General features: G+C 75.7%; 16 protein-coding genes and 2 pseudogenes. 7 read left to right on the top strand and 11 right to left on the bottom strand.

Annotated elements, in window-relative coordinates; translation table 11 throughout:
* Window positions 1-229: pseudogene (locus EF903_RS33980) on the top strand (hypothetical protein); the annotation flags it as partial.
* Between the two features lie 79 nt (window positions 230-308).
* Here the strand turns inward: EF903_RS33980 and EF903_RS11955 are convergent.
* Window positions 309-2,648 carry an Orn/Lys/Arg decarboxylase N-terminal domain-containing protein gene (locus tag EF903_RS11955; protein ID WP_125543187.1) on the bottom strand — a complete coding sequence of 780 codons (2,340 nt, stop codon included), beginning with the start codon at window positions 2,646-2,648 and terminating at the stop codon, window positions 309-311.
* Window positions 2,649-2,798: 150 nt separating this feature from the next.
* Window positions 2,799-4,073, bottom strand: coding sequence for a pyroglutamyl peptidase (locus EF903_RS11950; RefSeq protein ID WP_125543186.1), 1,275 nt, complete (start codon window positions 4,071-4,073; stop codon window positions 2,799-2,801).
* A gap of 186 nt (window positions 4,074-4,259) precedes the next feature.
* Between EF903_RS11950 and EF903_RS11945 the strand changes: the two genes are divergently transcribed.
* Window positions 4,260-4,481 carry a chaplin gene (locus EF903_RS11945; RefSeq protein WP_260615103.1) on the top strand — a complete coding sequence of 74 codons (222 nt, stop codon included), beginning with the start codon at window positions 4,260-4,262 and terminating at the stop codon, window positions 4,479-4,481.
* Window positions 4,482-4,586: 105 nt separating this feature from the next.
* Here the strand turns inward: EF903_RS11945 and EF903_RS11940 are convergent, their stop codons facing one another.
* The 3 genes from EF903_RS11940 to EF903_RS11930 all read right to left on the bottom strand — a co-directional run bounded on the left by EF903_RS11940 (window position 4,587) and on the right by EF903_RS11930 (window position 7,861).
* Complete coding sequence (locus EF903_RS11940; protein WP_125543184.1) at window positions 4,587-5,996, bottom strand: GH1 family beta-glucosidase; 1,410 nt, start codon at window positions 5,994-5,996, stop codon at window positions 4,587-4,589.
* A 151-nt stretch (window positions 5,997-6,147) separates the two neighbouring features.
* The gene (locus tag EF903_RS11935) at window positions 6,148-6,792 is read right to left on the bottom strand and encodes a hypothetical protein (protein WP_125543183.1); all 645 of its coding nucleotides are present in this window, start codon (window positions 6,790-6,792) and stop codon (window positions 6,148-6,150) included.
* Between the two features lie 166 nt (window positions 6,793-6,958).
* The gene (locus tag EF903_RS11930) at window positions 6,959-7,861 is read right to left on the bottom strand and encodes an NAD(P)-dependent oxidoreductase (RefSeq protein ID WP_125543182.1); all 903 of its coding nucleotides are present in this window, start codon (window positions 7,859-7,861) and stop codon (window positions 6,959-6,961) included.
* A gap of 339 nt (window positions 7,862-8,200) precedes the next feature.
* Here EF903_RS11930 and EF903_RS11925 point away from each other — a divergent pair, with 339 nt between their 5' ends.
* Window positions 8,201-10,132, top strand: coding sequence for a choice-of-anchor R domain-containing protein (locus EF903_RS11925; RefSeq protein WP_125543181.1), 1,932 nt, complete (start codon window positions 8,201-8,203; stop codon window positions 10,130-10,132).
* A gap of 69 nt (window positions 10,133-10,201) precedes the next feature.
* On the opposite strand, the gene EF903_RS11920 is transcribed toward EF903_RS11925, so the two are convergent.
* The 3 genes from EF903_RS11920 to EF903_RS11910 all read right to left on the bottom strand — a co-directional run bounded on the left by EF903_RS11920 (window position 10,202) and on the right by EF903_RS11910 (window position 12,314).
* Window positions 10,202-10,891, bottom strand: coding sequence for an HAD family acid phosphatase (locus tag EF903_RS11920; RefSeq protein ID WP_125543180.1), 690 nt, complete (start codon window positions 10,889-10,891; stop codon window positions 10,202-10,204).
* A gap of 178 nt (window positions 10,892-11,069) precedes the next feature.
* Complete coding sequence (locus tag EF903_RS11915) at window positions 11,070-11,738, bottom strand: family 16 glycosylhydrolase (protein WP_125543179.1); 669 nt, start codon at window positions 11,736-11,738, stop codon at window positions 11,070-11,072.
* Between the two features lie 174 nt (window positions 11,739-11,912).
* The gene (locus tag EF903_RS11910) at window positions 11,913-12,314 is read right to left on the bottom strand and encodes a DUF5997 family protein (RefSeq protein WP_125543178.1); all 402 of its coding nucleotides are present in this window, start codon (window positions 12,312-12,314) and stop codon (window positions 11,913-11,915) included.
* Window positions 12,315-12,371: 57 nt separating this feature from the next.
* On the opposite strand from EF903_RS11910, the gene EF903_RS11905 reads away from it, so the two are divergent.
* Window positions 12,372-13,211: a LysR family transcriptional regulator substrate-binding protein gene (locus EF903_RS11905; protein ID WP_125543177.1), complete on the top strand. Its 840-nt coding sequence runs from the start codon at window positions 12,372-12,374 to the stop codon at window positions 13,209-13,211.
* Window positions 13,212-13,244: 33 nt separating this feature from the next.
* On the opposite strand, the gene EF903_RS11900 is transcribed toward EF903_RS11905, so the two are convergent.
* From EF903_RS11900 to EF903_RS11890, 3 genes are all read right to left on the bottom strand, one after another.
* Window positions 13,245-13,985 carry a PP2C family serine/threonine-protein phosphatase gene (locus EF903_RS11900; RefSeq protein WP_125543176.1) on the bottom strand — a complete coding sequence of 247 codons (741 nt, stop codon included), beginning with the start codon at window positions 13,983-13,985 and terminating at the stop codon, window positions 13,245-13,247.
* Between the two features lie 42 nt (window positions 13,986-14,027).
* The gene (locus tag EF903_RS11895; RefSeq protein ID WP_125543175.1) at window positions 14,028-15,146 is read right to left on the bottom strand and encodes a site-2 protease family protein; all 1,119 of its coding nucleotides are present in this window, start codon (window positions 15,144-15,146) and stop codon (window positions 14,028-14,030) included.
* Window positions 15,147-15,242: 96 nt separating this feature from the next.
* A complete protein-coding gene (locus tag EF903_RS11890; protein ID WP_125543174.1) occupies window positions 15,243-15,584 on the bottom strand; it encodes a hypothetical protein in 342 nt (113 codons plus the stop codon).
* A 321-nt stretch (window positions 15,585-15,905) separates the two neighbouring features.
* On the opposite strand from EF903_RS11890, the gene EF903_RS11885 reads away from it, so the two are divergent.
* From EF903_RS11885 to EF903_RS11875, 3 genes and pseudogenes are all read left to right on the top strand, one after another.
* The gene (locus EF903_RS11885; protein WP_125543173.1) at window positions 15,906-18,047 is read left to right on the top strand and encodes an ATP-binding protein; all 2,142 of its coding nucleotides are present in this window, start codon (window positions 15,906-15,908) and stop codon (window positions 18,045-18,047) included.
* A gap of 71 nt (window positions 18,048-18,118) precedes the next feature.
* Complete coding sequence (locus EF903_RS11880; RefSeq protein ID WP_125543172.1) at window positions 18,119-19,765, top strand: ABC transporter substrate-binding protein; 1,647 nt, start codon at window positions 18,119-18,121, stop codon at window positions 19,763-19,765.
* 245 nt (window positions 19,766-20,010) lie between these two features.
* Window positions 20,011-20,862, top strand: a pseudogene (locus EF903_RS11875) (hydrogenase maturation protein); the annotation flags it as partial.

The raw sequence follows: 20,862 nt of genomic DNA, 5'->3' as shown, positions 1-20,862 counted from the left end.
ACGCGGCGACCTGATCGGCACCAGGAAGGACGTGGAGGGCGGCGGCAACGACATCGTGTTCGGCGGCCCGGGCGACGACCGGCTGGGCGGCGACAGCATCGCCTTCGGCGCCAGCGCCTCGGGCGGCAACGACGTCATGGACGGCGGCGACGAGGCGACCGACTCCTGCGACGGCAGGGGCGGCTCGGACGTGGCCCTGTCCTGCGAAACCACCACGAACGTCCCGTAGCGCGCCGTCGGCCCTGCGGTATTGCAGGGAGGCGCCCCGCCGGACACCCGGTGGAGCGCCTCCCTTCAGTGGGTGCCCGTCAGGGCCGTTCGCGCAGGCATTCGATCCGGTAGTCGCCCGTTTCCGGGTCGATCGTCACCCCGTGGGCCTCGCTGTGGAAGCCCGGGAAGGTGCGGTCGAAGGATTCCAGGGCGCGGAGGTAGCGGAGCAGGGGGCCGGTTTCGGAGCCGGTCGACTCGCCGGGCATCAGGACCGGGATGCCGGGCGGGGTCACCGTCACCATGGCTGCCGCCACCCGGTTCGCGGCGTCGGCCAGCCGGATGCGCTCGGTGCCGCCGCGGATGAGCTGCTGGTAGCACGCACGGGGCGGGGCGACCGGCTCGGGCAGCTCCTGGAAGGCGGCGTCCAGGGCGGTGATCAGCTCGGCGTGCGTCAGGTGCTCGTGCATGCGGGTGCACAGGCCGCGCAGGGTGGTGCCCGCGTAGCGCCGCGGGAACTGCTCGACCAGGCCCGGCAGGACGCGGTCGAGCGGGGCGTCCGCGTCGTAGAGCGCCTTGAAGTCCATGAGGGCGTCCATCAGGGTGCCCCACTTGCCCTTGGTGATGCCCATGGAGAACAGCACCAGCGCGGTGTAGCTGTCGGTCTTCTCCACGACGATGCCGCGGGCCGCCAGGTACGCGGTGAGGACGCGGGCGGGGATGCCCCACTCCTGCGTCTCCCCGGTTGCGGTGACGCCCGGGCAGGTCAGGGTCACCTTGACGGGGTCGAGCAGGCAGTAGCCCTCGGTCAGGTTGCGGAAGCCGTGCCAGGCGGCGCCGGGCTCCAGGTGCCAGCAGCCCGGCTCGCGGCTCAGCAGCGCGGCCGGGGCCTCGGCGAACGGCAGGCGCTCGCCGGTCGCCGGGTCGGCGACGGTGTCCGGCTGCCAGACGCCGAAGAACCAGTCGGGCCGGTCCCCGGCGGCCGCGATCCGCCGCCCGGTGCGCACCACGGCCTGCCGGAACCGGATCGCCTCGGTCACCGCCTCGTCGACCAGCCACTGCCCCTGCGGCCCGTCCATCATCGCCGCCGCCACGTCCAGCGAGGCGATCGCCGGGTACAGCGGGGACGTCGTTCCGTGCATCATGAACGCCTCGTTGAACCGCTCGTGTTCGACGGGCGCCCGCGGCGCCGACCGCACGTGCACCATCGCGCACTGCGACAGCGCCGCCAGCAGCTTGTGGGTCGACTGCGTCGCGAACACCGTGGGCCGCTGCGGCCCTTCGGCGGCGTCCGGGAACGTGTCCGGGCCGACGGCCATGCCGTACCGGCCGGCGTACAGGGGGTGGAAGCGGGCGTACGCGAACCAGGCCTCGTCGAAGTGGAGGCGCGGCGTGCTCGGGGCGAGGGCGCGGGCGGCCGCGACCGTGTCGTAGCACAGCCCGTCGTACGTGGAGTTCGTCAGCACCGCGTACTGCGCGTCCCGCGAGAGCGCCCCGGCGGCGAGCGGGTTCGCGGCGATCCGCGCGGCGACGGCCGCCGCGTCGGTCTCGGCCGGCGGGAGGGGCCCGGCCAGCCCGTAGCCGTTCCGGGTCGGCACCAGGTAGACGGGGCGGGCGCCGGAGATGACCAGGCCGTGCAGGACGGACTTGTGGCAGTTGCGGTCGACGAGCGCGATCTCGTCCGAGGTGACGCTGTAGTGGCCGACCATGCGGTCCGCGGTGGAGTCGCCGTGCAGGACGAAGTAGGTGCGGTCGGCGCCGAAGACGCGGGCGGCGTTCCGCTCGGCCTCGCCGATCGGCCCGTTGTGCTCGAAGAGCGACCCCAGCTCCCCGACGGAGATGGACAGGTCGCTGCGGAAGAGGCGCTCGCCGTAGTAGTCGAAGAACGCACGGCCTGCGGGGGACTTGAGGAAGGCGACGCCGCCGGAGTGGGCCGGGGTGTGCCAGGAGTACTCGTGCGCGTCGTCGAAGCGGCGCAGGGCCTTGAAGAACGGGGGCAGCAGGTCGCGGTGGTAGTTCCGGGCGGCGGTGCCGATGCGTCCGGCGATGAAGGACGGCGTGTCCTCCAGCGGCCAGATGTAGCCGACGACGGTCTCGGAGACCCACAGCGGCAGCCGCTCCAGGTCCTGGTCGGACTCGTCGGCCATGACGAGGAAGACCGGCAGGTCCTTGAAGCGGCGCCCGATGTGGCGCAGCACCTCGCCCCCGCCGCCCGCCTCGGCGGGGGCGCCCGCCCCTCCCGGCAGGTCCCAGGCGACGACGGCGGCGCACAGGCCCGCCTCCGTACGGAGTGCGGCCCGGGCGTCGGCGGCGGTGGCCGCCCACCGCAGCTCCAGACCCTCGTTCTCCAACTCCTTGCCGATGCGGCGGATCTGCTCGGCGCTGACGCCGCCGCCCAGGGGGTTCTCACGCAGTGCCAGCAGGACCGTGCCGTTCGCCATGGCGTCCGCTTTCCGTGGGGTGTGCCGATCGTCTGAGGTGCGACAGTGTTCCGGCTCGGCGGCACCGGCCGCTGCCCGCCCACAGGTGCTTCACCCGCAGGTGGGCGCGTCGGATGGCGGTCCTTGACGGGCGGGCGGCGGCGGCCCGGTTCAGCGGGGTGCGGCGGCGTGTTCGAGGACGGTGCGGACCTCGTCGGCGATGGCGGTCTCGTTGGCCTCGAACTCGGGTCCCGTCAGCACCTGCGGGTCGGCGGGCAGTCCGGTCAGCACGGGGGTGTGCAGGTGGCCGCCCGGCACGTGCGGGCGCAGCACGCCGCGCAACCGGTTGCTGCGGTAGGCCACTTCGTTGGACAGGTAGCCGCCGCCTCCGCCGGCGACGGCCCGGGAGCCCGGGGTGGGCCCGTCGGTGCGGTCCACGGGGGCGGTGGCGCCCGCGGGGATCTCGGTGACGGACGGGTTGAGCCGGACCGGGTACGGGCTCTGCACGGCCGCCGTGACGGCGCCGGCGGGGAGGGTGGTGCGGATGAACTCGGGGCCCGGGCCGAGGCCGGGGGCGGTCACCGGGTGCTCGCGCGTTCCGCCCGACAGGGAGCGGGTGTTGTCGGGGTACGGGTCGGCGGAGCGGTTGCGGCCCGCCCAGTCTTCAAGCGTGAACTCGCCCGGGTAGCCCTGGCTGACGGTGGTGATGACGTCGGCCGTGCCGGGGCCGCCGCTCAGGCGCGGCGCGAAGGCGCGCTCGACGATGCCGGCGTCGAAGTCGGCGTAGCGGACGGGGAGTACGACGGCGCGCACCTCGGCGGTGCTTCCGTCGGCGAGGGTGATGCGGCGGCCGTTGAGGCGGAGGGCGGCCGAACCGGAGGGGTTGGCGCGGCGTATCTCCCCGTCGAGCCCGAAGGGGTCGAAGCCGCTGACGAACACGCGCCGTACGCCCGGTGCGCTGCGGAAGGCGTTGCCGGCGAGTCCGCGCGAGGCGTCCTCGAAGCGGGTGCGCAGCGCAGCCCGGTCGACCGCGAACCCCGGCTGCCACCGGGCCAGTTGCGCCGTCATGGCGACGCGCGCCCAGTACAGCGGGCGGTCGTCGCCGGCGGCGAGGGCGCCGCCGGACCGACGTCCCTGCGCGCGGTGGACTGCCGCCTCCCACAGGGCGGTTCCCCAGCTGTCGAGCAGCCGGCCGGCCTCCTCGGGGCCGCGCGCGGAGCACAGTGCGGCGGGGAAGCGGGCCACGAAGGCGCCGAGGCCGCCGCCTTCGACGAGGGCGGCGGTGCGGGGGTCGGCGAGCCGGGCCTGTTCGGCGTCCGGGGGCGCGGCGGGGGCGGTGCGGCAGGAGGTCGCGGAGCCGTCCGCGTGGGCGGGGGCGGCAACTGCCGTGGAGGCGAGGGTGGCGAGGAGGGCCGCGGCGGACGCGGCACGCCGTAAGGACATCATGCGGTGTGACATTACATATCGTCCGCCGCCCCTCACCAGACACCCGTGTCCCACCCGCACGCTCGTGCCCATGGATCCGGACACGGCCCACGGCCGGGTGAATCGGGCTGGTGCGCGGCGGATTGGTATGGGATGGGCCGCGCACACCCGCTCACTCGATGGGAGACCCACATGAAGATCCGCACCATGGCCGCGGCAGCCTGCCTGGCCGTCTGCGCCACGCTCGGCGGGGTCGGAACCGCCGTCGCGGACAGCACGGCCAACGGCGCGGCCATCGGCTCGCCGGGCATTCTCTCGGGCAACGTGGTCCAGATCCCGATCCACATCCCGATCAACCTGTGCGGCAACAGCATCAACCTGATCGGTGCGCTGAACCCGACGGCCGGGAACGTCTGCGTCAACTCCTGACGCGGTGGGGAGGCGGTGCCGCCAGGCTTCGGCGGCACCGCCTCCGCCCGTCCGGCGGCGTCCCCGCGCGCCGCCCCGCGGGAGCGCCGCCACGGGTCCGCCCCGTCACGCCCCGCGTCTGACCACCCCGCGGTACCAGGCGTACGAGTCCTTCGGGGTCCGGCGCAGCGTCGCGTAGTCGACGTGGACGAGGCCGAACCGCTGCCGGTGGCCCTCCGCCCACTCGAAGTTGTCGAGGATCGACCACACGAAGTACCCGCGGACGTCGACCCCCTCCTCCATCGCCCGGTGCAGGGCCCGCAGATGGCCGTCGTGGTACGCGATCCGGCGGGCGTCCGCCACCCGCCCGGTCACCGGATCGGGCCCGTCCCCGTACGAGCAGCCGTTCTCCGTGACGTACAGCGGCGGCAGGCGGTCGCCGTAGCGGCGGTGCATGCCGGTGAGCAGCTCCCGCAGGCCGTCCGGGACCACCGGCCAGCCGAAGTCGGTCCGCTCATACCCCTCGATCTGCTGTATCGAGAAAGGCAGTTCGGGCGGCAGCTCGATGCCGGCGCAGGAACTGCCTCCCGCCGAAGGGGCTTGTGCCGGCCGCGGGGCCCCTACGCGGACCGGGCTGTAGTAGTTGACGCCGTACCAGTCCAGCGGGGCCGAGATCGTCCGCAGGTCCTCCGCGACCGGGCCCGGCATCATCGAGGCCAGGCCCTCGTCGGGGTAGCTGCCGGTCAGGACCGGGTCGGCGAACATCCGGTTCGTCAGCAGGTCGTACAGATCGGCCGCCGCCCGGTCCTCCTCGCCGTCCCCCGCCGCCCACACCGGGCTGTGCGAGGCGGCGATGCCGATCCGCCGCGCCCCGGCCGCGCGCAGCGCCTGCACGCCGAGGCCGTGGGCCAGCAGCTGGTGGTGGGCCGCCGGGAGGGCGTCGAAGAGGAGGCGCCTGCCCGGCGCGTGCTCCCCGATGCCGTAGCCGAGGAGCGTGACCTCGGCGGGCTCGTTGACGGTGATCCACATCGGGACCCGGTCGGCCAGCCGCTCGGCGACCACCGAGGTGTACGCGGCGAACCGCTCGGCGGTGTCCCGGTTCAGCCATCCGCCGCGCTCCTCCAGCGCCAGCGGGGTGTCCCAGTGGAAGAGCGTGGGGGCGGGCGCGATGCCGCGGGCGCACAGCTCGTCGACGAGCCGGTCGTAGAAGTCCAGCCCGGCCTCCTCGACGCGGCCGCGGCCGTCGGGCACGACCCGCGGCCAGGAGATCGAGAACCGGTAGGCGCCGACGCCGAGTCCGGCCATGAGGGCCACGTCCTCGCGGTAGCGCTCGTAGTGCCCGCAGGCCGTCTCCGCGAGGGTGCCGTCCTTGATGCTGCCCGGCCGACGCGTGAAGGCGTCCCAGACGGAGGGGCCGCGGCCGTCCGCGGTCGTCGCCCCCTCCACCTGGAAGGCGGAGGCCGAAACGCCCCACAGGAAGTCGGAGGGGAACTCCGGGAGCGGTGCGGGCGGGGGGCCGGGCAGGCGTGCGGTCATGCGGGGCTCACTTCGGTCGCAGGGGCCGCCGGGGCGGTGCGCGCGTGCGTGGCGCGGGCGGTGCTGCACCGACTGTTCGCCGCGAGGGGCCGCCCTGTCAACGGAAAGGTGAACACTTCTCAACTTTGACGCACCGGCCGGACCGCGGGCGCTACGAGGCGGCGGCCCCGGCACCGATCCCGGACAGCTCCAGCGCCCGCAGCATCGCCGGCAGGTCCCAGCCGTCGTCGTGCGGGCTCTGCGTCCGCTCGACCAGCCGCTCCAGGTCCTCCGGCCGGAGCCGGTAGCCCTCCGCCGCGGCCAGCAGCTCCTCCCCGACGGCGCGCGCCACGCCCAGCTCCCAGCGGATCTCCTCGCCGGCGAACCGCCCGATGCCGCAGTCCAGGCCGTCGTCCTCCAGCGTCTCCGGATACGGAGCGCGGGCCCAGGCGCCGGCCTCGTACCAGTACACGCAGCCCAGCTGCGCTCCCTCCAGCAGGTCGTCCAGCGTGGCGCGGGGCAGCCAGTCGGGGGCGCCGGCCAGCATGTCCACGGCCGGCTCGTGCCACTTCACGCCGCTCGACTCGTCCTCGCCGTACAGCGCGTAGCGCCCGCCGCCCAGCGGACGGTACGTCCACCAGGTGCAGCCGCCGTCGTCGAGGTGCAGGCCCTCGGCGTCGACCCAGGTGCCGGAGCGGTGGACGCCGCGGCCCTCGTCCTCGGTCGACGCCTGCAGGACGGCGGCCAGCGCCCACCGCGCCCACAGCGCCTCCGCCGCGGGCAGGTCCCCGGGTCGCCCCGGCCGGTGAATCGTCATGGGTGGTGCTCCTCCTGTCCGCGCCGGCTCCCGCCGGCATGATCGCAACCACCCCTGAGGACTGCTCCGGCGGCCGGCCGGTTCCCTCCGCCGCCGCTCCGGCACCGGGGAACGGCCGTGCGGGTACGCCCCCTCGGCGGGCACGCCCCCCGGCGGGCAGGCATCCTCAGCGGGCCCGGCCCGCGCCCGGCCCCGGCCGCCGGGGCGTCCAGCCGAGCTGCGCCGTCGCCTTGGCGTGCGAGACGCGCAGCGTCGTGTCGAGCATCAGGTCGCCCAGATACGGGACCGCGCGGCGCAGCAGCCACCCCGGCAGCCGCAGCGAGCGCCGGCCGCCGCGCGCGAGGGCGGCGGCCCCGCCCCAGGTGCCGGGCGCGTCGTCGACGATGTTGTACGCCTCTCCCGCGCCCCCGTGTTCCAGCGCGGCCACCGTCGCGGCGGCGGCGTCCTCGACGTGCACCCAGGACATGACACCTCCTCCGCCCACCGGTACGGGGACGGTTCCGCTCGCCGGGTCCGGGTCGAACCAGGTGCCCGGCCCGTGGAAGACGCCGTACCGCAGGGCCGTGCCGGCGACGTGCCGGGCGGCGAACACGCGGCTCTCGACGGCGGTGAGCCCGTCGACGACGTGGTCGGAGACCGTGCCGCGGAGCACGCCGAACGGGTCGTGCTCGGTCAGCATCCGGTCGCCGTGGTCGCCGTAGCCGTAGCCGGTGACCAGGGACTGCGCCACGAAGCGGGTGGCGCCGAGCACGCCGGCCGCCTCCAGCAGGTGGTCGGTGCCCGCCGCGCGCAGCACGTTCGACGGGTCGTCGGCGGTCAGGGTCCGCTTCGGCGCCTTCAGCGCGGTCAGCTGGTGGACCACCGCGTCGGCGGTGCGGCCCTCGACCGCGCGCAGCAGGCCCTCGCGGTCGAGGGCGTCGGCGTGCACCGGCTCGGCCCCGAGGTCGCGGACGCGCCGCGCCGCTGACTCGGACCGGGCCAGCGCCAGCACGTCGTGCCCGTCCGCGAGCAGCAGGCGGGTCAGGGGGCGGCCGATCGCCCCGGTCGCACCGGCCAGCAGCACCTTCATCGTTCTCTGCCTCCTCCGCGGCACCGGGGTCTCCGGCCCCGGCCGTGCCGCGCTCGCACGGTTGCCCGCGCCGCTGGCGTGTTCGCGTCGCGGCGCCTCTCCACACTCCGGATTGGGCGGCCCGGCCGTTCGTGACAGCCGGGCGCCCCGTGATCATGTGACGTGCGCCATCCAGGGCGGCCGGACGTGCCGCCCCGGCCGGCGGCCGGCGGCGGGTGTCACACCATCGGATGGAATCACCGCCCGCTCGGGTGGAACACGCCGCGGCGGCCCGGCGGCGCCGCTCGGGACGTGCACAGTGGGGGCCCGCCCCACCCCCCGACAGAAGGGCCGCACCCTATGCCGTTCGCGACGGGCGTGCTCCCCGCCGTGCTGTCCGCCGTGCTCGCCGCGGCACCGTCCGCCGCGCCGCAGGCCCTGCCGTCCCCGGCCCGCCCGGGTCCTGCCGCCGCCGGGCAGGCGCCCGGCGCCGCGGCGGCCCCGTACGACGGGCAGCCCCTGCACCCGACCGCCCTGTTCGGGGTGAAGTCCCCCGACCACGCGGCCGCCCAGGAGTTCACCGTCGACAGCAGCCGTGTCACCCGCGTGAGCGTCTACGTGGCCAGTGCGGCCGCCACCGGCAGCATCACCGCGCAGATCCGCCGCGACAGGGCCGACCCCGCGTCCGCGCTCGCCTCCCGGACCGTCACCCTCGCCTCGCTGGGCGGGGCGGGCGCCGGATGGCTGGAGTTCCCCCTCACCGCGGACGTCACCCCCGGCACCACCTACCACCTGCACCTCCAGGCGACGACCGCCGAGAGCGGCAACATCGCCTGGTACGGCACCAAGAACGCCGTCCCCGGCTCCCTCACCAGCTGGAACCACGACCGGGCCTACTGGGGCGGCTGGCACGCCGACCCCACCCGGCTCGCCTTCCACGTGAACCCCTCCGGCAGCGAGCGCTGCGGCGAGACGGAGCCCTGCTACGTGCCGGCCACCGCCCTCGCCGCCCGTACCGCCGGCCTGCTCTCCAACGGCACCGCCGTCGAGGCCGTGGCCCCCTCCTTCGCGGTCGGCGCCTCCTACGTCGACGGCAGCAACGTGCTCCGCCTGCCGTCCGGCCGGTGGCGGCACCTGCCCGACGGGGCGACCGCCTCGGTCGTCGTCCCCGCCGAGGACCCCGGAGCCCGCGCGCAGATCGAGGAGAGCCGCGCCTGGCTCGCCTCCGGCCGCGTCCCCGGCGCCGGCACGCCCCGGCAGGCCGCCGCGGAGCGCGCCCTGCTCTCACTGCGCGCGCTGCTCCGGCCGAACGGCGCCTTCGCCGCGGGCTGGGCGCCCGCCTGGGAGTACTCCTGGCCGCGCGACGGGGCGTTCGCCGCCGTCGCGTTCGCAGCGACCGGCCACGACGAGGAGGCGTACCGGATCCTGCGGTACGACGCCGCCACGCAGCGCCCGGACGGCACCTGGGAGGCCCGCACCAGGCTCGACGGCAGCGGCCCGCCCGACGCCCGGCCCTGGCAGCTCGACGGCAACGGCTGGGTGCCGTGGGCGACGTGGCACTGGTACCGGCAGGCCCCGGCCGCGGACCGCGAGGCACGGCTGCGCGCCCTGTACCCCATGGTGCGCAAGGCCGCCGACCACGCCGCCGGCTCGCTCGGCGCGGACGGGCTGCCGCCGGCCTCCCCGGACTACTGGGAACTGGGCACCGACAGCCCCAACATCGGCACCGCGGCCCCGCTGCTCGCCGGCCTCAACGCGGCCGCCGACCTGGCCGCCGGCCTCGGCGAGACCGGCGACCGGGACCGCTGGGCCGACGCCGCACGCAGGCTCTCGGCGGGCATCGCCGCCTCCTTCGCCCCGGGCGGCTACCCGCGCACCGCCGACGGGCGGCACGGCCGCGACAGCGCCGCCGCGTTCATGGCGCCGCCGGTCAACGACGCCCCGCCCGGCCTGGCCGCGGCGCTGGACTCCACCCACCGGGCCCTGCTGCTGCCCAACGGGGGCCTCTCCCCGGGCAACGACCCCGGCTTCAGCTGGGGTTCGTACGCCTGGACCGCCAGCACCTCCTTCTTCGCGGTGGCCTGGGCGCACACCGGCGAGGGCGCCAAGGCGGACCGGGTGCTGGACTGGGTGCTGTCCAAGCGCAACGGGCTGGGCGAACTCCCGGAGACCGTCAACGGATCCGGCCGGCCCTCGGCGGTGGTGCCGCTCGGCTGGACCGGGGCGCTGCTGCTGATCGCCGCACTGGCCCGGGACGGCGCCCCGCTGCCCGCGCCGCCGCTGCGGCGGTAGCGGCACGGGAGGGGGCGCCGGCCCGGGTGGGCGTCCCGGGCCCGACGCCCCGCCGACGCGCGCGGGCGGTCAGGACAGCTTGCCGCCGTAGTCCGGCAGCTTGAAGGTGCGCTCCGCGTGGCCGCCGACCAGATCGCTCTGCTTGTTGCCGATGTTGGCGATGATCGTGTACCCGCGCGATTCGATCTCGGCGCGCTGCTCGGTCTTGTACGCGCTGACCTCCTCGAAGAGGTCGGGCAGGTCCCGGACGTACAGCCCCGAGACCGGGTAGCCCACCTGCCTGAGGTTCCAGTCGGTGAGCGAGCCGATGATGCCCGGGCGGGCGGTGACGAAGAAGATCGCGGCGCCGTGCTCGTGGGCGTACCGGGTCAGGTCGCGGACCTCGGCGATGGCCGGCGTCGGGAGCGTCCAGAACCAGTGGAAGTCCGTCTCCAGCGAGGAGTTGTCGATGTCCAGGACGATCGCGGGGCGCTCGCCGGAGGGGGAGCGGGCGAGGCGCTGCTCGACGTACGGGCGGGCCTCGGAGACGACGGCGGCGACGTCGCGCTTCCACGTGCCGTAGTCGATGCCGAGGACGGCCGCGTTGCCGCCGGGAGCCCACGTCGTCGAGGCGGCCGGTGCGGCGGCGGGGGCGGGCGCCGCCGCCGGCGCCGCCGACGCGGTCGCGGCGGGGGCCAGCAGAAGGGCGGCGGTCGCGGCCGCCGTGCCGGCTGCGGTTCCGAGGGTGCGTATGCGGCTGCGGGTACGGGTGCTGCGCATGTGGGGGCGCTCCTCACGACATGGGGGTTTGGCATGTACGCGGCCAGAATCCGCACCAGCGCAAGGGATGTCTACCGGTCGGTAGGAAATTTCTTCCGGCCTTCCGGTGAACAGCCGTACCCGGCAGTCGAACGGGTGGGCCCGGGCGGCGGGTCCGTCAGGTCCGCCGCGCGCGCCGCTAGCGTGTGATGCGCAGGTAGGCGACCTCGTAGGACATCTCCGAGACGTCCGGCTCGGGCGCCGGGTGGTAACGGCCCGCGCACACCGACAGGTTGACGATGATGTACGCCCGCCAGCGCCGCCCGACGCCGGTGCGGTCCGCGTACACGCGGGTGCCGTTCACCCACCAGACGACCGACCTGGCGCCGAACCTGACCTTCAGGTCGACCCAGCCGCCGGGCTCGACGGCCGGGTTGCGGTAGTAGTGCGAGCCGCCGCCGCGGACGTGGTTGGAGAGTTCGAGGAGGTCCGGGTTGTCGGGGTGGTACTCGAAGACGTCGACCTCGTTGCCGCCGTCCCGCCAGGTCCAGATCGCCGGCCAGGCGCCGAGTTCCCGCGGGAGTCTGACGCGGGCCTCCAGGACGTCCTCCGCGCGGAGTTGGAAGCCCTCCCGGCTGCCCTCGGTGGTCAGCAGTCCCGCGTCCCACTTGCCGTCGGGACGGCGGGTCGCGCGAAACGTTCCGCTGCGGCTGTACGCGGGGTCGGGGACGAGGTGGTCGAGCTTGTTGTCGCCGGGGTTGATTGGGCCGCCGTTGGGATAGGCCCAGGACCGGCCGGCGACCCATTGGGTGGTGGACGTGAAGTCGGCAGTGAACACCGTCGTTGCGGCAGGGCGGAACCATGCCATGAGTTGCGAGATCACACGAAATGCCTGCCCGTGCGGCAGGTCGCCCATTCTGCGGATCTCCACCGGAACCGCCCGAAACCGGCTCGGTGCACCGGTGCGCCGGGTCTGCTCCGGCGCACCGGGCGCCCCTCGGCACACGGGCGGGTCACACGGTGTGCGAGGGGCGGACGCGTCTCAGGCGCCGGCCTGCCGGCGCGCCTCGCGCTCGGCGTTGCGCTCCTTGATCCGCACCGCTTCCTTGCGGACCTCCGCCTGCGTGGCGCGCTCCTTCTGCAGCCACTCGGGGTTGTCCTGCTTCAGGGCGTCGATCTGCTCGGTGGTGAGCGCCTCCGTGACGCCGCCGCGGGCGAGCCCCGCGATGGAGATGCCGAGCCGGGCCGCCACCACCGGGCGCGGGTGCGGGCCGAGCCGCCGCAGGTCCTGGAGCCACTGGGGCGGGTCGGCCTGCAGTGCGTTCAGCTCGCTGCGGGAGACGGCCCCCTCCCGGAATTCCGCGGGAGTGGCCTCGAGGTACACACCCAGCTTCTTCGCCGCGGTGGCGGGCTTCATGGTCTGGGCGGTCTTGTGCGACGTCATGCGACAAGAATATCGAGCGTGTGCGCTACTCCTGACCACGCCCGGTAACCTGGGCGGGTGACAGGCTCGGAAGCACCTCCCTCGTTCCGGCTCGCGTACGTCCCCGGAGTGACGCCCAGCAAGTGGGTGCGGATCTGGAACGAGCGCCTGCCCGACGTCCCGCTGGCCCTCGTGCAGGTCTCCGCCGCCGAGGCGCCGGACACGCTCCGTGACGGCGGGGCGGACGCGGGCCTCGTCCGGATCCCCGCCGACCGCGGCGGCCTCGCGGCGATCCCCCTGTACACCGAGACCACGGTCGTCGTGGTCCCGAAGGACCACCTCGTGGCCGCCGTCGACGAGGTGTCCACCGCCGACCTCGCCGACGAGATCGTCCTGCACCCCCTCGACGACACCCTCGACTGGGAGGCCCTGCCCGGCCGTCCCGCGTTCGAGCGGCCGGCGACCACCGCCGACGCGATCGAGCTCGTCGCGGCCGGGATCGGCGTACTCGTCGTGCCCCAGTCCCTGGCCCGCCTGCACCACCGCAAGGACCTCACGTACCGGCCGGTCACCGACGCCCCCGCCTCCCGGGTGGCGCTCTCCTGGCCCGAGGCCGACCCCACGCCCGACCTGGTCGAGCACTTCATCGGCATCGTCCGCGGCCGCACCGTCAACAGCACCCGCGGCCCGCAGCGGGGCAGCCGGGACGCCAAGGGCGGCAGCCGGGGCGCCGCCGCCGGCAAGGCCGCGGCCGGACGGGACCCGCGCGGCGGAGCCTCCGGCGGCAAGGGCGGCAAGGGCGGCGCGGCGAACAGCGGAGGCGGCAGGGGCGGTACGGCCAAGGGCGGCAGGGGAGCGGGACCCGCCAAGGGCGCCCGGACCGCCAAGGGAGCCAAGGGCGGCCGCCGCCGGCCCTGACCGGGAGCCCGCCCGCCGGGGCGGCCCGCGGGTCTACGAGCCGATCCGCACCACGGCGAGCGTGATGTTGTCCGGCCCGCCCGCCTCGATGGCGGCCCGCCACAGCTCGAAGACGGCCACGCCGTCGTCGTGGACCCGCAGCAGCTCCGCGACCTCGTCCTCCGGGACGGGATCGGTCAGGCCGTCCGAGCACACCAGGTAGCGCGCCCCCGGGCCGACCGGCCGCACCGAGACGTGCGGGAGGATCCCGCCGGGCCCGCCCCCGCCGCCGATCGCCTGGGTGAGCACCGACGACGTCCGCATCCCCGGGGGCAGCGGGGGGTTGTCGTCCACGCTCACCAGCCGCAGCTCCTCCCCGGTCGCGTCGAAGACCCGGCTGTCGCCGACGTTGAACGAGATCAGCGACGCGTCCAGGACGACCGCGCCCGCGACGGTCGTTCCCATCGCCGTCAGCCCCGGATCGCCGTCCGCGGCCGCGTACACCGCCCGGTCGCACCCGGCCACGGCCTCGCGGACCGCCTCCTCGCCGTCCAGGGCCGGCCCGAGGGCCGAAAGCCGCCGCACCACGAGCGCGCTGGCCACCTCGCCGGCCGGCTGGCCGCCGATGCCGTCGGCCACCGCCACGACGACGGGCTCGCCGAGCGGGAAGACGAACGTCTGCGGGGTGCGGGCGGCGGCTGCGCACATCGTCCACGGTCCCACGACGAGGCTGTCCTCGTTGTGGTCGCGGATCAGGCCGGGGTGGCTCAGGGCGCTGACGGCTACGTACGGCATCGCACCCTCCATTGTGATCCCGGACGCGCCCGCCCGCGCGGCTCAGCCGCCCAGCGCGCGCCGGCGCTGCATCCGGGCGATGTCCGAGGCCGTCACGATCCCGACGAGCCGCCCGCCGTCCACCACCAGCACCGGCAGGCCGGTGCCCGGGCGCAGCCGGTCGAGCGCCTCCGCCAGCGGCAGGTCCGGCGGGGCCACCGCATACCGCTCCAGCGGGTTCGCCACGTCGCGCACCCGCAGCTCCTCGCGCCGCTCCTGCGGCACCGACGCCAGCCGGGCCACCTCCACCACCCCGCTGGGGCGGCCGTCGAAGTCGTGCAGCGGCAGCACGGAGTGCCGCGCGTCCAGCGCCACCTCGTCGATGAACCGCCGCACGCTCAGCCAGTCCGCCGCCGCGGCCACCGGGCTCGTCATCGCGTCGGCCACGCGCACCCCCTCCAGCGCGGTGCGCAGCTCGGCGGTCCGGCGCTCGGCTGCGGCGACGAATGCCATGAACAGGCCGATCAGGACGAGCCACAGACCGTCCGGCGCCCCCCGAAGGAACGCGACCCACCCGCCGGCCGCGAGCAGCATGCCGAAGACCTGCCCGCTGCGCGACGCCGCCCGCTCGGCGCGCTCCCGGTCGCCCGTCCGCCACCACAGCAGCGCCTGCAGGACGCGGCCCCCGTCGAGCGGCGCGGCCGGCAGGAGGTTGAACACGCCGAGGAAGAGGTTCGTCCAGCCCAGCCACACCAGGACAGCCGCCGGGACCTGCCACCCGGCCAGGGCCTGCAGACCGGCCCCGGCGCCGAACGCCGCACCCCCGAGCAGCAGGCTCACCAGCGGCCCGCTCACCGCCACCAGGAACGCCGCCCCGGCCGTCGGTGCCCGGCCCATCCGGGTCATGCCGCCGAGCGCCCACAGGGTCACGTCCTCGACGGCGATCTTCCTGCGCCGGGCGGCCGCGGCGTGCGCCGTCTCGTGCAGCAGCAGGCTGGCCACCAGGGCGAGCGCGCCGACGGCCGCAGCCGCGGTGTAGACGGCGTCCGACCGGCCGGGCGTCCAGGCGGGCAGGGTCCGGCGGCCGAGCCCGTAGGCGAAGAGCAGCACGAGCAGCGGCACGCTCCAGTGCATCCGCAGCGGAACGCCGACCACCCGCCCGACGGGGACCGAGCCGTTCATCTCCGCCTCCTGCCCCTCGGCAGCCGGCCCACACGCCCATTGTCGCGCGCGGGCGGCCGCGCGGCCGGGCGCGCGTACGGCCCGCCGCCGGCGGGGTCAGCCCGCGGCCGGCGCCGAGTCGAGCTCCCAGGCGTGGCGCTTGAACTCCCGCAGGAAGTCGGCGTGGTCCTCCCACTGCCGGGCGATGCCGCGCAGGACGTCCCAGTGGTGCTCCACCGACTGGTCGATGACCCGGCGCAGCGCGGCGTCGGCCGTCTCCCGCTTCTCGATCAGGCCCCTGACCGCCGACGCCTCGAGCACCGCGTTGCGCAGCGCCCGCAGGGCCCGGGAGGTGTCGTCCATCGCGAAGCCGCGCTCGCTCCCCGTGGCCTCGTCGAACAGGGGCGTCAGGCGCGCCTCGATGAAGGCGGTGATCCGCTCGAAGTGCTGCACGTCCATCGGGGGCTCCCTCTCCGGCCGCCCGCGGCGGCCCGGCACATCGCGTCGTCGTTCCTGGCGCGGGCGGGTGCCGCCGGCGCGGTTGCAGCATAACGACCGAAGATCGTCCGCCCGGCGCCCGCCGGCCGGGCCGTGCCGCACCGGCAACAAGTGGCCCACAGCCCTGCAACGGTTGCGCCGATCCCCGTCGCTCCCCGTCCCCCCGGTGTTACCTTCCGTGTCGTCGGTGCGTTCCATCTCACAGCAGTCGGGGGGCGGTCAGTGGTGAGCGCTGCGGCGGGGTTCGGCCGTGCCGAGGGGGCGGAGGCCTTCCTCCGGAACATGATCTGGCGCCATCCGGGCGGGCGGCAGCCGGTGGTCGCCCTGCTGGGACCCCGCCGGTCGGGCAAGTCGAGCCTGCTGCGGGCCGTTTCCCAGGGGTGCGGCTCGACGGTGGTGCACGCCCACCTCGACTTCCACGAGAACCCCGTCGACCCGGTGTCCGCGGCCGCCCTGACCGCCTTCCAGATGATGCGCGGCTGGGACACCCTGCGCCGCAGCCCGGTCTTCCACCGCTTCGCCCTCGGACTGCTCGCGCTGAACGAGGAACTGGAGCCGGACCGGGCCCGCGCCACCGACCAGATCCGCGGGCTGATCCAGCAGTACACCCGCAACACCCGCGGCGGCCGGTTCGCCTCGCGCCTGGAGGAGGCCGTCGACGCCACGATGGACGTCGTCGCCACCGGCGTCCTCAGCCCGCTGGTCTCCGGGCCCCGCGAGACGGCGTCCGCCGTACGCGAGCGGGCCCGGCCCGTGATCGGCTCGCTGCTCCAGGGCCCCGCGCGGTGGGGCCTGCGCGATGCGCTGCGCTGGCACGTCGGCATCCCGGAGGCGGAGTCGGCGGGTTCCGTGGACGCCCTGATCCGGCTCAGCTCCGCCTCTCGGTCCGCGGTGGTCGCGCCGCTGATGGCGGCGTTCCTCGCCGACGCCAAGGACCAGGCCGAGCGCCACCCGGCGCTGCGGTCGGCGTGCTCCTGCGAGGTACCCGACTCCGAGCGGGCCCGCGGCCGGCACGACCACGCCTGGGTCCTGCTGGTGGACGGCGCGCAGACCCCGGCGGGCCGGCGCTTCCTGTCGGCGTTCCTCGCCGCCCGGCTGCGCAACGCGCAGAGCGAGCCGGGCGCGGCGGCCGCCGCCGACCCGGTCGTCGTCCTCGCCGCCTGCGACCAGTGGCAGCCCGAGTGGACGACCCGCTGGTGCGAGCCCTGGCGCACCACTCCGCTGCCCGACACCCCGCAGCGCCGCATCCCCCTGCTGTCGGGGGCCACCCGCACGGTGTGGACCCGGCAGGACGGGGCGGGCGCCGCGCCGGACGCCGCCTCGGCGGCGCACTACTGGTACCCCGTGTGGCTCGACCCGATGCCCGAGGAGCAGGCCGCCGCCGTCGCCGACGACGGGGCCCCGCTCGCCGCGCCCGTCCCCGCGCCCGTCGTGCACGCACTGACCGGCGGCCACTGGGGCGCCGTCCTCGCCGTACAGGAGCAGCGGGCCGCCGCGTCCCCGGACGCGGACGCCGCCGAACGCGACAGACCCCTGCCCGCCGCCGTCGACGCGGACGGCAGACCCCTGTGGTCGCGGGCCCTGGAGGAGTGCCTGCCCGAGGGCCTGGCCGTGCCCGGGGGCGCGTGGAGCGCACCGCCGCCCGCGGTGCTGGCCGCCGCCTACCTCGCGGACATGCGCACCGCGGACGATCCCCGGGTGCCGCCCGAGATAGCCGACCTGCCGCGGAGCCTGGAGCTGCTCCGCCGCAACCTCTGGGTCAGCACCTTCTTCCACCGCCCGTCCCTCATCCGGGACGTGGGCTGGGGCGAGGCCGACCGGCCCGCCGTCCTCCACCCGTGGCTGGGCCGCTGCGCCCTCACCGCCCTGTCCGCGGCCGGACCCGCCGGACCCGCCGGACCCGCCGGACCGGCCGGTCCGGGCGAGCCCGCCGGTCCGGCCCCGGGGGCCGCGCCCGACCCTTGGCGGGAGGTGTTCACCCGCCAGTCCCACGCCCTGGCCCCCCTCGCGGCCGCCCACGGCGGCCCGGCGCCCGGCCGGGAGGAGCAGCAGCTCTTCTACGACCTGTGCCTGGGCGACTTCGCGCCCGTCGCCGAAGCCCTCGCGAACCGCTTCGACCGCGACCACCGCGCGTGGGTGCGGCTCCTCGACTACCTCGCGTCGGCACCCTGCCGCCTGGTCCAGGAGCGGCCCGCGCACGAGGCGTACGCGGCCCTCCTCGCCGGCATCGAGCGGTCCGGCCGGGACGTCGTCGCCGTGGCCACGGCGAAGCTGCTGGCGCTGCTGTGGCTGTACAACGACCCGCTCACCGAGCGCAGCCGCCGCTGGGACGCCCAGATCGAAGAGGGCTTCGAACGCCTCGCGCACAACTCCCGCCTCCTCGACGTCAGCGCCCTCCAGCAGGCGGGCGCCCTGTTCGCCTGACCCGCCCGCCGCGGCCCCGACCGGCGCTCATGCGCGCCGGGCACCGTACGCACGCACCGCTAGGAGTCCTCATGCCCGCAGGTGTACGCATTCCCCGCTTCGTCCGGTGGCGCCGCCACCCGGTACTCGCAGGCTCCGCCGCCCTCCTGCTCGCGGCCGGCCTCGTCCTCGGCGGCATACGCGCGTACGGGGTGCTCTTCCCGCCGGAGCTGGCCTGCGGGAAGGGCATGACGGCCGCGGGCCGGGGCCCCGCCCTCGCCTGCGTCGGGGTGAACCTGGAGAGCACCCCGTTCACCAAGGACGAGCCGGCCCGCATGCGGGAGCTGGAGAAGACGATCCGTGCAGCCAACGACGCGGTGCGGGGCGAGTCGGCCGCCGTCGTCCTGATGCTGAACCTGTCGCCGGTCGTGGACGTGGACACGCTGACCCACGAGTCGCTGTACCACAACATCGAGGGCGCAGTGACGGCAGTGTGGCGGGCCAACAACACGGCTGCGTACGGCAGTCGGCCCGGCATCAAGCTGTACCTGGCCAACATGGGCAGCCGGTACGGCTCCTGGCGGCAGGCCGTGGACAGCGTCGGGAAGCACGCCGCCTCCGAGCGGATCGCGGCGGTCGTCGGCCTCGGCCAGTCCACCGAGGAGACCCGGCGGGCCGCCGCGGCCATCTCGAAGGAGCTGCACATCCCGGTGATCGGCTCGACGGTCACCGGGAACTCGATGAACCTCGATCCGGACGACCCCGCGAAGCCGATTCCCGACATGTTCCGCGTCGCCCCCACCAACACGCACGCGGTCATCGCCGCCAACCAGTACGCGGGCACGCTCAGCCAGGCCGTCACCTCCCTCGCCGTCATCGCGGACGGAGTCGCCGGCGACGACTACACGGCCACCCTGGCCGCGGAGGCCAAGACCCGCTTCCAGGCGCCGGGCCGCACCGTCACCACCCTGCCGTACACCTCGCCCCGCGAACTGGCCGCCGACTCCGGCCGCCGGAACTACCTGATCGACCAGTTCAACCTGATGCACGCCAATCTCTGCCAGGCCGCCCCGTCGGCCGTGTACTTCGCCGGGCGGGGCCGCGACCTCGGCGCGTTCGTCCAGACCTGGGTGCAGGGCGCGCCGTGCGGGATCGACAAGCTCCGGATCATCGCCGGGGACGACGCCTCGCAGGCCATCCGCGACGAGGCCGTGCTCGACGGGATCAAATCCGGACGCGTCGAGGTGGCGTACACGGCGCTGGCGAGCCCGCAGCAGTGGGGCGAGGACTGCCCCGGCACGGACGCGAAACGGAACTTCGACCAGTTCCGTTCGGCGTTCACCGGCAGCCCCGACCCGTGCACCAAGCAGGCGCCGGGCACCGGCCGGAGTGGCGCGGCCCCGCTCCGCTTCGACCCGGCGCACCTCGCCAGCGGCCAGGCCATGCTCACGCACGACGCGACGGCCGCCGCGATCAGCGCGGTCCGGCGGGCGGGGGAGGGGGTCCGCAACCCGGGCCAGCTGACGGGCATCCTCCACCAGTTCTACTGCGCGCAGATGCTGCCGGGCGCGAGCGGCTGGCTCTCCTTCGGCGACGACGGCAACCCGGTCGGCAAGCCGCTGCCGATCGTGCAGATCAACGCGGACGGGACGACGAACACCGTGTCCCTGACGTGGCCGAGCTCCGCGCCGAACCTGAGCCTGCCGCAGCGCGGCGGAACGGGCGCCCCCGGCTGCTGACGGGCCGGCGGGCGGCGGCAGGCCCCGGCGGCCCCGGCCCGGCGCCGGGGCCCGCCCGTTCCCTCCGCGTCCCGCACGTTCCCGTCCGGGCCCGGCCCTCCACCAGGTGGCGGGCCGGGCCGCCCACTTCCGGGTGACACCCGCCGTAGGGCGCCCCGCCCGTCGCGCGCCCGTCGCGGACGATCGGCGGCGGCCGGTTCCCCGCCGGCCCGCCCGCCGCCGAGCCCGGACGCTTGGGAGATCCCGTGCACATCCTCCTCGCCGCCAGCGCGTTCAACAGCCTCACCCAGCGCGTCCACGCCGAACTGCGCGAACGCGGGCACAGCGTCGCGGTCGAGCTCGCCCTGCCGGGCACCCGCCTCGCCGACGCCGTCGCGCGGCACCGGCCCGACCTGGTGCTGGCGCCCATGCTCAAGACGGCCATCCCGCCAGAGGTCTTCACCGCGCACACCTGCCTCGTGGTCCACCCCGGCCCGGTGGGCGACCGCGGGCCGTCCTCCCTCGACTGGGCCGTCGGCGACGGCGCGACCCGGTGGGCCGTCACCGTCCTCCAGGCCGAGGCCGAGATGGACGCCGGCGACGTCTGGGCGTCCGTCGAGTGCCCGCTCCCGCCCGTCGCCAAGAGCGACGCCTACCGCGGCGAGATCGCCGACGCCGCGCTGGCCGCGGTCGTCCTCGCCGTCGACCGCTTCGCCTCCGGCACGTACACGCCCCGGCCGCAGTACACCGGCCGCGCCCGTCCGCCCATGCGGCAGGAGCACCGGCGCATCGACTGGCAGCGCGACACCACCGACACGGTCGTGCGCACGCTGCGGGCCGCCGACTCCCGGCCCGGCGTCCTCGACGAGCTGCTCGGCGGCCGGTGGTACCTGCACGGCGGACACCCGGAGGACGGCCTGCGCGGCCGGCCCGGGGAGCTCCTCGCCACCCGCACCGGCGCGGTCTGCCGGGCGACCGCCGACGGGGCCGTGTGGATCCCCGAGCTGCGGGCCGTGCGCGTCCCCGGGCAGCCCGCCCCCGTCAAGCGCCCCGCCACCCTCGCACTCGGCGGCCTGCGGCCCGGGGACGCGCACGGCCCGCAGCTCGGGGATCCACAC

Source organism: Streptomyces sp. WAC05292 (assembly GCF_003949955.1).
Lineage (GTDB): Bacteria > Actinomycetota > Actinomycetes > Streptomycetales > Streptomycetaceae > Streptomyces > Streptomyces globosus.
The sequence above is the reverse complement of the archived record's forward strand: the minus strand, read 5'-3'. Positions and strand labels throughout refer to the sequence as shown.

Coding starts and splice junctions, on each gene's coding strand:
- EF903_RS11955 (WP_125543187.1), bottom strand. CDS start 2,648: ATGGCGAACGGCACGGTCCTGCTGGCACTGCGTGAGAACCCCCTGGGC.
- EF903_RS11950 (WP_125543186.1), bottom strand. CDS start 4,073: ATGATGTCCTTACGGCGTGCCGCGTCCGCCGCGGCCCTCCTCGCCACC.
- EF903_RS11945 (WP_260615103.1), top strand. CDS start 4,260: ATGGCCGCGGCAGCCTGCCTGGCCGTCTGCGCCACGCTCGGCGGGGTC.
- EF903_RS11940 (WP_125543184.1), bottom strand. CDS start 5,996: ATGACCGCACGCCTGCCCGGCCCCCCGCCCGCACCGCTCCCGGAGTTC.
- EF903_RS11935 (WP_125543183.1), bottom strand. CDS start 6,792: ATGACGATTCACCGGCCGGGGCGACCCGGGGACCTGCCCGCGGCGGAG.
- EF903_RS11930 (WP_125543182.1), bottom strand. CDS start 7,861: ATGAAGGTGCTGCTGGCCGGTGCGACCGGGGCGATCGGCCGCCCCCTG.
- EF903_RS11925 (WP_125543181.1), top strand. CDS start 8,201: ATGCCGTTCGCGACGGGCGTGCTCCCCGCCGTGCTGTCCGCCGTGCTC.
- EF903_RS11920 (WP_125543180.1), bottom strand. CDS start 10,891: ATGCGCAGCACCCGTACCCGCAGCCGCATACGCACCCTCGGAACCGCA.
- EF903_RS11915 (WP_125543179.1), bottom strand. CDS start 11,738: ATGGCATGGTTCCGCCCTGCCGCAACGACGGTGTTCACTGCCGACTTC.
- EF903_RS11910 (WP_125543178.1), bottom strand. CDS start 12,314: ATGACGTCGCACAAGACCGCCCAGACCATGAAGCCCGCCACCGCGGCG.
- EF903_RS11900 (WP_125543176.1), bottom strand. CDS start 13,985: ATGCCGTACGTAGCCGTCAGCGCCCTGAGCCACCCCGGCCTGATCCGC.
- EF903_RS11895 (WP_125543175.1), bottom strand. CDS start 15,146: ATGAACGGCTCGGTCCCCGTCGGGCGGGTGGTCGGCGTTCCGCTGCGG.
- EF903_RS11890 (WP_125543174.1), bottom strand. CDS start 15,584: ATGGACGTGCAGCACTTCGAGCGGATCACCGCCTTCATCGAGGCGCGC.
- EF903_RS11885 (WP_125543173.1), top strand. CDS start 15,906: ATGATCTGGCGCCATCCGGGCGGGCGGCAGCCGGTGGTCGCCCTGCTG.
- EF903_RS11880 (WP_125543172.1), top strand. CDS start 18,119: ATGCCCGCAGGTGTACGCATTCCCCGCTTCGTCCGGTGGCGCCGCCAC.